Here is an 11,646-nt window from a genome sequence, read left to right on the forward strand (position 1 = left end):
GGGATCACCCGATGACGTCCAGTTGGGGGACCTGGCTGGGAACCCCCCATGTCACCACCTCTTCGAGTACCTCCCTGAACAGCCGCAGATCCGCTTCCGGCACCTCGAAATCGACGACGAGCTGCCGCCCGGTGCGGAGGATTTCGGCGGCATGGCCGGCGAATTGGAAAGTCGCCCGATTTCCCGAGAAGGAGACCTTCTCCAGTTCTCCGTACACCGTCTCGCCGGAGCCGAGGGTCACGCAGTAGCTGTTGGAGAAGTAATCATCGGTTTCCGGATCGCCCTCCCACGGTGCCACTGCGGAGAGTTCGCGCTGGAACATCACCGCCAGCCCCGAACCGTCGGCTCCTTCGGAGAATCCCGCCTCGAGGGTGTCGTAGTCCTCGTCGGCCACACCGCCTGCAGCGCGCGCAATTACCTCGATTTCAATCCACCCTTTCCAGCGTCCCAGGTCCTGGTCGTCTGCCCTTCCGGCCAAGCGTACCGGACGTTGACTCCGAGCTCATTTACCATGCGGTTCATAGCGCCCTTACAGCGGCTGCACGGGGGCAAAGTGCCTTGAATGAAAACGGCTTCGCCCCGGGTGACCGGATGCGTGTTGAAATACGGGTCGTTCGGTATTTGGAATTTCGGGCCCGTACTGGCGCCGGAACGGCGGGATATGCGGTTTTCCGTGTGGACGACGGCCTGCTTGTTCCAGCCGTTGACACTGAGTTCCTCGGGAGTCGACGCCTCACCCGCGTTTGGGCTCTTGACGGTGTAGTAATCCCTGATCGATCCGTCGGAACGGAGGAGGTACGCCTCCGCCTCGTGCCCGCAGTCCTTCGGCGCCAGGCCGAGCGGGTCGTACGCACTGTGGGGATTGTCGACATAGGCGGCCGGGTTCGGCGCCGGTTCCAGACCCAGCGGGTCCGCCGAGACGTAGCGGCCGGTCTCGGGGTCGTAATGGCGGAAGTAGTTGTAGTGGAGGCCGGTTTCGGGGTCCTGGTACTGGCCGGGGAAGCGGAGCGGGGTGGTGGCGGTGGCGTCGCGGTTGCGGCTGGTGGTGCCCCAGACGGTGGTGCGCGAGCGCCACGCGATGCCGCCCTGTTCGTCGACGAGTTCGGTGGGGGTGCCGACCAGGTCGGTGACGATCGAGAAGAAGCGGGAGTCGAACTCCTCCTGCGTCCGCGGCCTGCGCTCCAGCTGCGTCAGGGGCCGGTGGTCCTCGTACTCCCAGGTGAGGGTGACGCCGGTGGTGGTGTCGGTCTGTTCGGCGAGGCAGGTCTCGTCCCAGGTGAAGCGGATCTCCTCGGCAACCGAACCGTCCTGCGCCATACGGGACTTGGCGGTGCGGCGGCTCCTCGGGTCGTAGGTGTAGCGCCAGACGGTGCCGTCGGGCGTCACACAGGAGGTGAGGCGGTCCTCGGCGTCCCATGCGTAGCGCCAGGTGTCGGGCTTGCGCGACAGCCGGCGCTTCTGGCGGAGCACCATGCGGCCCGCGGCGTCGTACTCGTAGCGCACCGCGCCCGCGGCCTGGATGCGGGTTCCCGCGTAGGTGCGCTCGCCGCGGGCCTCCGAGCGGCCGGCCTGCTCCGGCCAGCTCGCCGACGTCTGGTTGCCCGCCTGGTCGTAGGCATAGGACTCGGTCCAGCCGTCGGCGGTGACGGTCAGCGGGCGCCCGGCCGGGTCGAGTTCCATCCGCCGGCTCAGTCCCGTCACCGCGTCCGTGACGGCCGTGAGGTGGTCGTCCGCACGATAGGTGTAGGTGCGCTCGCGCAGGCTCCGGCCCGCGGCGGCGAGACCGTGGGTGACGGGGCGTCCGGTCAGGTCCCAGGCGGTCGTCGCCTCCACTGGCGCGGCTTCGGCACCCCAGGCGCGGGCCAGCTCGCGGCCGAGGACGTCGTGGGTGAAGGTCACCCGGTGCCCGTCCACGGAGAGGCTGTCGCGGTTTCCCTGGTCGTCGTAGGTGAGTTCGGTGACGGCGCCGGTGGGGGTGGTGCGGGAGGTGCGGCGGCCGAGGGCGTCATAGGTGAAGCCGGTGCGGCGGCCGTCCACGGTCTCGGCCAGAATCCGCCCCATGGCGTCCCGCTCGAACTCCAGCGTCGAGTCCCCGCAGGTCATGCGGGCGAGCACCCCGGACGGGTCGTAGGCGTAGGACGTGAGCGTCCCCGCCGCGTCCTTGGCCAGGAGCGCGCCCATGGAGTCGTACCGGAAGGTGATCTCCTCGCCCAGGGGCGTGGTGCGGGCGACCACCCGGCCCGTCGCGTCGTGGGTGTAGGTGACCTCCCGGCCGTCGAAGTCGCACTCGCTCGTCAGGCGCCCCGCCGCGTCGTAGGTGTAGTCCCAGGTCAGACCCTGCGGGTTGCGGACCTGGGTGACGCGCCGCTCGGTGTCGTAGGCGAAGGCGTAGCGCACGCCGTCGGGCCCGGTACGGGCCTTGAGCAGGTCGAAGTGGGTGTACTCGTAGCGGGTGACGGCGCCCGAAGGGTCGACGGCGGTCAGGCAGTTGCCCTCCCCGTCCCAGGTCCTCGCCGCGCTGCGCCCGTCGGGCGCGACGTGCTTGACCAGCCGGCCTTCGACGCTCCACTCGGCGCGGACGACCGCTCCCAGCGGATCGGTGAGGGTGACGAGGCGGCCGAACGCGTCGCGCGCGGCCGTCACCCTGCCGCCGGGCCCGCTGTCGAAGCCCACGGTCAGCCCCGCGTCGTCGGCCTCGTAGCTGACCACTCCGCCCACCGGGTCGGTGACCGAGGCGACCGCGCCGGTGGGGTGGCGGGTCAGGTGGTGCGTGGTGCCGTCGGCCGCGGTGAGGCAGGTCAGGTTGCCCCTCTCGTCGAACTCCTGCCGCCAGACGCTGCCGTCGGGCCCCGTCTCCTCGGTCGGCAGGTTCAGCCCGTTGTACGCCGTGGTGGTGCGGCTGCCGTCCGGGAGGTGCACGACGGTGGGGTTGTGGTGCTCGTCGTACTCGAAGCGGGTGGTGTGGCCGAGGGCGTCGGTGCGGGACAGGAGGTGGTCGTAGCGGTCCCACTCGGAGGTGGTGGTGTGGCCCAGGGGGTCGGTCACGCCGACGACCTGGTACAGCTCGTTGAGATGGTAGACGGTCGTGGCGCCGCAGGCGTCGGTGTAGTGGGTCCGGCGCGCCTCGGGGTCGTAGGTCCAGTGTGAGGAGAGGTAGCCGTCGGGGCCGATGGTCTGCGTGACGCGGTTGTCGTCGTCGTAGACGTAGCGGTAGGTGGAGTCGTTCCGGTCCGTCCAGGCGGTGATGCGGGACCGGTCGTCGTAGCCGAGCACCATCGCCTTGCCGGACGAGTTCACCACATGGGTGAGGTTGCCGTCCGCGTCATGGCTGTAGGACATGACCTCGACCGGGCCCTCGGGCGTGGAGAGCGTCAGCCGGGTCAGCAGGCCGGCGGTGCAGTGGACCCCGACGCGGTAGCCGCCGGAGTGGACCAGCTCGGTCGGGGTGCCGTCCGCCAGCCGGGAGACGCCGACCTCGTTGCCGTTGCGGTCGTGCCACCGGCTCAGCCAGTACAGGCCGCTGTCGTCGTCGGGGTGGTCCGTGAAGGCGCGGACCAGGCCCGTGCGAGGGTCGGAGACGAGGTAGGCGACCTCGCCAGCGGTACCGGTTTCCGCGCAGGTCAGCGGCAGGCGGGGGCCTTCCTCGGGCCACACCGCCTCGTCGGACCCGGCGGCGGGAAGGCGCGGGTAGGTCAGGATCGAGCCGTCCTCGCGGGCCCACCACACCCGCTCCCGGCCGTCGATTTCGAGGCGCTCGTCCAGGAGGGAGGCCCAGGACGGGCCGAAGAACTGGCCGTAGCGGTAGGTGGAGAGGTGCGTGCGGCTGAGGGCCAGCGGCAGGACGCCTGGCAGCGCCAGATCGGTCTCCGTCATCAGCATCTCACCGCTGGCCACGTCGACCGGGTCGGTCTCGCAGATACGCTCTTTCGGATCCCGGGCGACGACGCGGCCGTCGCCGGGCTTGACCGAGGTGGGCTTGACCGAGGTGGGCTTGACCCCCTTGAGGACCGAGCCGATTCCCCCGAGGCCCTTGAGGGCCGCGGCTCCGCCGCCGACCAGGCCCACGACGCCGAGCACGATGTCGAGTATGTTCCACTCGCCCGTCTCCGCCATGATGGACAGGTTGATCCCCAGCGACACCGCGCCGGCCACGATGCTGCCGATCATCAGGGCGATTCCCAGACCCTGGAGGCCGGGCACCAGCATCGCCAGGACGCCCAGCACCGCGCTGATGATGCCGAAGGCCGTGCTCAACGCCTTCTTGATCTTGTCCCACAGGCTGTAGCCCTCGACCGACTCGCTCCGCGCATCGTCGAGCTTCTGCGCCGCCGTGGAGGCGTCCTCCTCCCGCACCTGCCGCGCATCCTCGGCGAGCAGCCGGGCCGCATCCAGATCCGCCTGTGCGTCATCGGCATGTGTCTGCGCCGTGGACTGCTTGCTGTGGGCCTCGTCCAGCGCGCGCCGGGTGCTCGCCCGCGCCTCGTGATCGTCCGGCGGGTGGGTGACCGCGTCCAGCCGGCCGATGTCGGCACCGGCCGCGCGCACCACCTCGGTGGCCGACGCCAGCCGTTCCTTGGCCTCGCGCCCCTTCTCCAGCGCGTGGTCGGCATTGCGCTGCTGATCACGCAATGAGTGCACGTACGTGTCCAGGGCGCCGGCCGCCTGGTCGTAGGAGCTGTGCAGCTTGCGCACCTGATTGGCCAGGTCGCCGAGCTTGTCCCGGAGCTTCTCCATGGTCTTGCCCTCGCCCACCTGCTTGTTCTCCAGGCCGGAGACGAGGGGCAGGGCGTCGCCCGCGTTATCGGCTACGGAACGGTAGCTGCGCGCGAGATCGCCGAGCACTTCCGGATCGCCCGGAGTCGGGTCGTCCTCGAACCCGAAGACCGATTCCCAGTCGGACACCGCTGGACGCGCCATGGCCGCGACCTCACTTTCCCTTGTCTGCTTCGCCCATGGGGCCTTCGGCGGCCGCTCCCGCAGCCGGATCCGCTGTGCCGGACGGCCTGGGCGGGTCATCGAAGCGCAACGACTCCGCGATCGCGTCGAAGACCTCGTAGAACTGGTCCGCCAGATCGACGTTGGGAGTGGAACCGGCCAGCACCAGATAGTCGCGGCTGTTCGGCACCGGGATCAGGGTGTGCCGCACCGCGGTGGGGACGCGCGTGCCCCCGTAGTCCACGTCCTCGATCCTGGTGATCCGCCCGGCCGCTCCGGCCTGGGGCAGTTCCACCACCTCCACCTCGCCGGGCGGCAGTCCGCTGCCTTCCGCCTCGGTGCCGAGCTGCATGGCGGCCGCGACGACGAGGTCCGCCAGATCCTCCGACTGATCCTCGGGAACGGAGATCCGGAGCACGACCATCGTGGCGCTGAGCACCAGGGGGCCGCTGCCCGCGGGGAGGATCCTGAGCATCCCCGCCGCCCGCAGCGCGCCCTGCGCGTGCGCCTCGCGGGCGGTGCGCCGGGCACTGCGGATCAGCCCGTCCACCTGCTCGCGGGAGAGCTGCGGGGCCTTCTTCACCTGGTCCTCGACACGGCGGCGGATCGACGCGTCCCGGGTGCTCGGGTCGAGGTCGAGATGCCACCAGGAGTCGGGGAACCTCAGCGTGTAGCCCGCGGGCGCGGCCCCGGGCCGCTCCGTGACCGGTTGCGTCATGACGCCTTTCCCTTCCGCGCGACGTGTCCTGTCACGCGTCCTTCTTCGATTTCTCCAGCGCGTTGACGCTGTCCTCGTCCGTCTTCGTGAAGTTCTCGGCGATCGCGTCCACGTTCTCGGAGAATTTCTTCACGTTGTCGTGGACCCGCTCGTGACCTGCCACCCACGCCTTGTCGAACTCGTCGAGGGCGTGCGCGAGTTTGCTGTCGCCGGCGAAGCTCTTGAAGTCCTTCCGGTCGCCCGCGGCATGGAAGAGCGTTGCGGAGTCCCCGATCAGATCCCCGATGTTCTGGAGCTCCTTGACCGTGTCCTTCAGGTCCTGCACAGGAACGCTGATGCGGCCCATCGGCGTCTCCTCTCCTGCTCCGGCGTCCGGCCCCGCCCTCACAGGAGGAGCGGGGCCGGACGGTGCGGGGCACGTCAGCCGATGGAGCCGGACGTCTGGTCGTCGGTGTCGACGAACGCGTCGGCGACCTGCTTGATGAACTCGCTGACGCCCTGCAGGCCCTCGATCGCCTTCTCGGTCCCGTTCTTGTACTCCTCCCAGTACGGGCGGAACTTGGACTCGGAGCCGGGGGTGGCGTAGGCGGCCTCGACCATCTCGTCCATCTTGGTGTTGGCCTCGTGGAGGCTCTGCTGCATCAGTTCCTTCTGGTTCTGCAGCCAGGTCGACGCCTCCCGCATCTCGTCCGGGCTGATCTGGATGTTGCCGCCGGCCATGTCGATTCCTTCCCTCGCTGCGTAACGCCGCGGCCGGTGGGCCGCACACACCGGGCTGTACGGGACATCTGCCGGGGCGGTTCACGCCTGTTGCGGAACGGTGACAAAACGGCAGGGCAGCGCGCCGGGCCGACGCCGCAAGGCCCGGTGCCGGGTGCGCGGTCGCGCGACACCATGCCGCGGAGCACCTGCCATGGAGCACCGCCCACGGAGTACCTGCCGCGGAGCACCTGCCACGGAGCCTCAACGTCCGGTTGCGGTAACGCCTTTCCTGACAGAAGCGGTTGCGCCAGGGGTCCGCGACCGGGTGAATGGAGTTCACTCGACAAGGTCGACCAAGGGGGACCTCGCGTGACGTCAGCAGACCCGGCGGGACAGGCGTGGAACACGTCCGACGACGCCTCATCCCCACCCGAGGGCGCGCCGCCCGCCGTCCCGCCGCAGCCACCGGCCGCCCCGCCGCAGCCACCGGCCGCCCCGCCACCCACCGCCGACCCGTATCCCGATGTGTCACCGGCGGCCTCGGCGGAGCCGGTCATCGGGGTCAGCCTGCGGGTCGGCAGACGGCTGCTCTGGGTCGGTGACGCCTACTACCCGCTCCAGAACATCGCCCGGGTGTACACGCTCACCATCCACCCCCGGCGCAAGGACGCCGTCCTGCTCTTCGCGAAGCGGCTGTTGACCATCGGGGCGACGACGATGCTCCTCGGCCTGCTCGCCGGCCTGATCGATTCGTCCGGCGGATTCGGAAGCAGCGACAGCGGCGGTTCCCCCGGGCTCACCGCTCTCGTCGTGATCGTCGCGGCTGCGGCGCTGCTCTACTGCCTCGTGGAGATGCTGAAAGTACTCGGCGCGCCGTCGCACTACGTCCTGGCCGTCGAGACGTCCGGACCCTCCACCGCCGTGGTGACCAGCCCCGACCGGGACCAACTCAGGCGCCTCGCCCAGCAGATCGCCGACGCGATCGAGAACCCGAAGGCGGAGTTCGAGGTGCGGGTGGACACCATCGCGATCAGCCCCAAGCACTATTACTTCGGGGACAACGTCAACATGTACGGCGGCACCGGCAACGTAGGGATGGCGAGCTGATGAGCGGCGGAGACCAGCACTACTACTTCGGCAGTGGCGACCACGTCGCCATGCACGGCGGCTCGGGCAACGTCGGCATCGACAAGCGAGTCACTCCGGCCCAAGAGGTGCCCCCGGCCGTCCAGGAGGCTCTCCGTGAGCTCCTCGCCCTGGCCCAGGAGCTGCGCGCCCAGGTCCCGCCGGCCGGCGCCGACGCCCTCGACGGCGCGCTGCCGGCCCTCCGCGCCGAGTCGGACGTCCCCCCGCAGGAGCGGCACCGCGCCCTGCTCGCCGTCGCGGGCATCGCCGCGACCATAGGCACGCTCGGCACACCGATCATCGAGGCCACCAACAAGGTCCTCGAACTCATGGGCGCGAAGTGAGCCCGCGGGTGGCGTGAGTCGCTTGGCCGGTGTCGGCGAACTCCTCGCCCCGTGCGAGCTGGGTGCGCAGGTCCGCCACCCGTTCCTGCACCGCATCCTCGAAGCCGCGCACCCGCTCCAGAAGTGTTTCCCGCTCGCTCGCGGGCAGATCGGTGCCGGAGGCGATGCGGTCGGTGGCATCGAGCAGGTCGCGCATCACGTCGAGAGAGAGCAGCGTGCGCACGATGCAGGCTGCGTGATGACGAGGTCCTCGGTTCCGTGGCGGGACTGCCAACCGGCGACAGCGGGTTTCTGAATTGCCATCAGGAACGCGAGCGAAGTCAGGAACTGTTTTCCCGGGATTCTTCAGCGGGGATACAGTCCGGCCAGGGACCGCAGCACGGGACCAGGGGAGGGGCCGGCGTGTTCGAGATCGTGACGGTGGGGGCGCTCACCGCATTCCTGACCGCGGTGGGAAATGGTGCCGCGGGGGAGATGGGCAAGCAGGTGCTTGTCTCCACGGGCGCTCTGGTGCGGCGGACACTGGGACGTGAGACTCCGTCGCCGGCCGGCCCGATGGGGTGGGAGGTGCTGGCGCGGGAGCTGCATGCGCGGCTGGGCCAGGACCGGCAGCAGAATGACGAGTGGGTCCGGCTGCTGCGGAGCATGCCGGAACCCGTACTGCTGCCCCTGGGGTCGGGACTACCGCCTGCCACCAGAAACTTCACCGATCGCCAACAGGTGCTGAAGCGGCTGACACGAGAGGCGGCCCGGTCAGCAGAGGGACGGCCAAGGGTTGCCCTCCTCTACGGGCCGCCCGGAATCGGAACCACTGCGGTGGGTCTGTACTGGGGTGCCGGCCGGCTCGCCCGGTACCCGGACGGACAGTTCTACGTCGATCTCCGCGACGCAGCCGGCGAGAACGGCCCCGGGCCGTCGGCCGTTCTGCTGCGCCTGTTGCTGGAAATGGGGGTCGAGCGGGAGAAGATCCCGCCCACGGAGGCCGGGCGGGAAGCGCTGTACCGGCGGCTGACAGCCGGCCGAAGGGCACTGGTGGTGATTGACCATGCCTCGTCCGTCGCACAGGTCCGCAATCTCATCCCCGCCACCCCAGAGGTCTTCCTCCTGGTCATCGCGTCCGGACCGGCCTTTGCGGTGGAGGCGGAGCGCATCGCCGTACCGCGGCTGAAGGACCGGGACGCGGTGAAGATGCTGAGGAAGGTCGCCGGGCCGGAGAACGTGACTCTTGCCAAGCCGCAGCTGTCGGCACTCCTGGGCCACTGCGCGGGCAACGCCTTCGCCCTGAAGGTGGCGGCGATGCGCCTGCTGACCGAGGAACCGGCACTCCCGGATCCGGCGGATCACCCTCCTGGTCGCTCTCCGGTGCACGGCATGGCCCAGGTTGTGTGCCGTGGGCTCGGACCGGAGACGGCGAGGCTGTGCCGGCTGACCGCGGTGGGCGGCTGGCCCGCGTTCGATGCGGACCTGGCCGCTGCCGCCGCCGGCGTCGCGCCCGAGGAAGCCGACCGCATGCTGGCTGACGCGGCGCGCACGGAGCTGGTGGAGCCTCTGCACGACGGCCGATATCGCTTCCGCCCCGAGGTACGGCGCCTTCTGGCAGACGCCGCGGGTGCCGAGCACGGAGTCGCGGAGTGCGCCGCGGCCGTGTCCCGAGTACTTGACCGTGTGCTGAACCGAGCACTGCACGCCGCACATGCCGCCCTGCCGCTGAGCTGGCGGGTCGAACCCGCCCCGACGGCCGACCGGCCGTACCGCGATGAGGCTGCGGGCATGAGGGCCCTGCGGGCCGACGCGGCGAATGTGATCCGGGCGGTCTCCGTCGCCCACGAGTACGGACATCTCGGTACGGCGCCGAAGCTGGCCCGGGCACTGTGGCCGCTTCAGCTGAAGGCCGGGTACTGGGACGAGGTGCTGCCCGCTCTGCAGATCGCGGCCCGGTGCGCCGATGAGCATGACCCGGAGTCCCCTACGGCGGCCGCACTCCACTTCCAGCTCGGTCACTGCCTCGGCGAACTGCGGCGTTGGGAGGAAGCCGACCAGGAGGCACACCTCGCCGTCGCCGGCGAGCGGGCGGCGGGCCATCTGAGGGGCGAAGCGTCGTCTGTGGAACTGCTGGGGCTGCTGCTGTTGAGCCAGTGGCGGTACGGAGCGGCCTACGAGCGGTTCGTCGAGGCGGAACACCTGTACCGGCGGATCTCCTCCGGGCAGGACGGCGCGGCGGACCTGCCACGAGCCCTGGCCCTTGCCGAGCGCCACCAGGGACGCGCCCTTCGTGGCCTGGAGCGATCGGAGGAATCCCTCGTCCATCTGGAGAGGGCGTTGGACTTCTTCGTGGAACGGGGCGAGGCGTACAACCAGGGTCGCGTCCTCACCGACCTCGCCGAGGCGCTGCACGACGCCGGCCACGATGCCGCGGCGCTGGCCAGGATCGCCGAGGCCGAACGTCTGCTCGTGCCCGAGGGAGCGACTCCGCACCTGGGGTACCTCGCTCGCCTCCGGCAGCGATGCGAAGGCGTGGAGTAGCAGCCATTCACCTGGTGCACACCATGGGGTGCACGTTGCCGGCCAGGTGCACCCGGAGCGTCGTCCCGCCCGGCGGTACCGCGCCGCCGTGCGTCAACCATGCGTGCAGTGCCGACGCATACACCGCCGGGTCGGCGTCCGCCGCCGGGCCCGCCGACAGCTGGAGGACGCCGTGGCCACGGGCGGCCACAGTGCACCGGTCCGGCCCGCTGACATACGCGGCGAGGGAACAGTGCGGGTGACGTTGGAGCGTTTCCGCTGTCCACGCGGCCGGGCCACCCAAGCGGGGATCATCCGGCGGGCCGTCACGCCAGATCACGTCCGCCGTCGCCAGGTCGCCCGGATCGCGGGTGTCCTCGTGCACAGCGCGGTGCGCCTCACCGTCGGCGTCGTACGGATGCCCCGTGGACCGTTCGATCACGACGTCGATGCCGCGAACACGGGCACGTACATCCAGCGGATGGGTACGCCGCGGAGGGTCGTACTGCGGCAAGGGCAGCGGCTCCAGCAGCGCGGGAGCCGCGGGCTCGGGAAGGTCCATCAGCGTGTAGAAGTGACGTCGCAGCAGCTTCGCCGAGGCTTCGGGGGCCGAGGTGGTGAACTCGGCAGGCCCGGCGAGCGGTCGGTGTCGTGCCAGCAGTCCTTCGAGCTGTTCGCGCAACGGGCCCTGCGGGTCGAGCCGCGGAGCGTCTCGGACGAACGCCGTGAGCGGTGCGTCAGGGTCGAGCCGCCCCTCCCCGGTGGCCGCCAGGAGGACGGGGCGGCCCAGTGCCGCGGCGTAGTAGGTGACCGCCCCGAAATCTCCCAGGACGACGTCCGCGGCCAGGACGGCCTGGCGCCAGGCGTGCACAGGATCGATCAGGGTGAGCCCACTGCGGCGGGCTCGGTCCAGCCACACGCGGATTTGGCCCGGGCCGTGTCCGTACCAAATGTTCGGGTGCAGTACGGCTGCGAGGCGGTAATCGTCGGCCGGCAGCTCGGCCGCGAGCCGAGGCAACAAGCTTGGCAGGACGTCCTGGTCACCGCCGCTCCCGAACAGACCTTCCGGGTTCCAGGTGGAGTTCAGCACGATGAGTCGCTGTCCGCGGCGCAGCCCCAGAGCGCGTTGGAACCGCTCCCGGTACGGGCGGGCGGCCAGCATGCGGTCGAAACAGGGGTCGCCGGCGAGTACGGCCGCCTTCTCCGCTTCAGGGCATGTGCGGCGCAACCGCTCCCACTGTTCCGGATGCGACAGCACGAGCCCATCCACGAACGGTTCGCCATCCGCCAGCAGCCAGTCCGGTGACAGCCCGAACGTCG

At 70.2% G+C, this 11,646-nt stretch carries 10 protein-coding genes; 3 read left to right on the top strand and 7 right to left on the bottom strand.

The window, feature by feature from the left end; all coding sequences use genetic code 11:
• Positions 1 to 4: 4 nt before the first annotated feature.
• The 5 genes from ACGFML_RS26685 to ACGFML_RS26705 form a co-directional block, all read right to left on the bottom strand.
• Complete coding sequence (locus ACGFML_RS26685; RefSeq protein WP_393547792.1) at positions 5 to 394, bottom strand: hypothetical protein; 390 nt, start codon at positions 392 to 394, stop codon at positions 5 to 7.
• Positions 395 to 414: 20 nt separating this feature from the next.
• Entirely contained in the window at positions 415 to 4,917 is a 4,503-nt protein-coding gene (locus ACGFML_RS26690; RefSeq protein ID WP_393547794.1) for a DUF6531 domain-containing protein, read from the bottom strand.
• Positions 4,918 to 4,927: 10 nt separating this feature from the next.
• A complete protein-coding gene (locus ACGFML_RS26695; RefSeq protein ID WP_393547796.1) occupies positions 4,928 to 5,653 on the bottom strand; it encodes a hypothetical protein in 726 nt (241 codons plus the stop codon).
• 31 nt (positions 5,654 to 5,684) lie between these two features.
• Positions 5,685 to 5,999, bottom strand: coding sequence for a hypothetical protein (locus ACGFML_RS26700; RefSeq protein WP_393547798.1), 315 nt, complete (start codon positions 5,997 to 5,999; stop codon positions 5,685 to 5,687).
• Between the two features lie 74 nt (positions 6,000 to 6,073).
• A complete protein-coding gene (locus tag ACGFML_RS26705) occupies positions 6,074 to 6,373 on the bottom strand; it encodes a WXG100 family type VII secretion target (protein WP_129250606.1) in 300 nt (99 codons plus the stop codon).
• Positions 6,374 to 6,724: 351 nt separating this feature from the next.
• On the opposite strand from ACGFML_RS26705, the gene ACGFML_RS26710 reads away from it, so the two are divergent.
• Positions 6,725 to 7,462, top strand: coding sequence for a DUF6232 family protein (locus tag ACGFML_RS26710; protein WP_393547800.1), 738 nt, complete (start codon positions 6,725 to 6,727; stop codon positions 7,460 to 7,462).
• Positions 7,462 to 7,824: a hypothetical protein gene (locus tag ACGFML_RS26715; RefSeq protein WP_393547802.1), complete on the top strand. Its 363-nt coding sequence runs from the start codon at positions 7,462 to 7,464 to the stop codon at positions 7,822 to 7,824. The genes ACGFML_RS26710 and ACGFML_RS26715 overlap by 1 nt, the downstream gene beginning before the upstream one ends.
• Here ACGFML_RS26715 and ACGFML_RS26720 read toward each other — a convergent pair.
• Positions 7,808 to 8,047 (bottom strand): hypothetical protein, encoded by a 240-nt coding sequence (locus ACGFML_RS26720; RefSeq protein WP_393547804.1) that lies wholly within the window; start codon positions 8,045 to 8,047, stop codon positions 7,808 to 7,810. The genes ACGFML_RS26715 and ACGFML_RS26720 overlap by 17 nt on opposite strands.
• A gap of 179 nt (positions 8,048 to 8,226) precedes the next feature.
• On the opposite strand from ACGFML_RS26720, the gene ACGFML_RS26725 reads away from it, so the two are divergent.
• Positions 8,227 to 10,347, top strand: coding sequence for an ATP-binding protein (locus ACGFML_RS26725; RefSeq protein WP_393547806.1), 2,121 nt, complete (start codon positions 8,227 to 8,229; stop codon positions 10,345 to 10,347).
• A 7-nt stretch (positions 10,348 to 10,354) separates the two neighbouring features.
• Here ACGFML_RS26725 and ACGFML_RS26730 read toward each other — a convergent pair.
• Positions 10,355 to 11,646, bottom strand: a 1,292-nt coding sequence (locus tag ACGFML_RS26730) for a hypothetical protein (protein WP_393547808.1), incomplete at its 5' end; no start/stop codon positions are given.

The sequence above is a fragment of the Streptomyces sp. NPDC048650 genome (assembly GCF_043199095.1).
Classification (GTDB): domain Bacteria; phylum Actinomycetota; class Actinomycetes; order Streptomycetales; family Streptomycetaceae; genus Streptomyces.

Bases quoted from the DNA above. Each gene is read 5' to 3' on its own strand.
- ACGFML_RS26700 (WP_393547798.1), bottom strand. From the start codon at position 5,999: ATGGGCCGCATCAGCGTTCCTGTGCAGGACCTGAAGGACACGGTCAAG.
- ACGFML_RS26715 (WP_393547802.1), top strand. From the start codon at position 7,462: ATGAGCGGCGGAGACCAGCACTACTACTTCGGCAGTGGCGACCACGTC.
- ACGFML_RS26705 (WP_129250606.1), bottom strand. From the start codon at position 6,373: ATGGCCGGCGGCAACATCCAGATCAGCCCGGACGAGATGCGGGAGGCG.
- ACGFML_RS26695 (WP_393547796.1), bottom strand. From the start codon at position 5,653: ATGACGCAACCGGTCACGGAGCGGCCCGGGGCCGCGCCCGCGGGCTAC.
- ACGFML_RS26690 (WP_393547794.1), bottom strand. From the start codon at position 4,917: ATGGCGCGTCCAGCGGTGTCCGACTGGGAATCGGTCTTCGGGTTCGAG.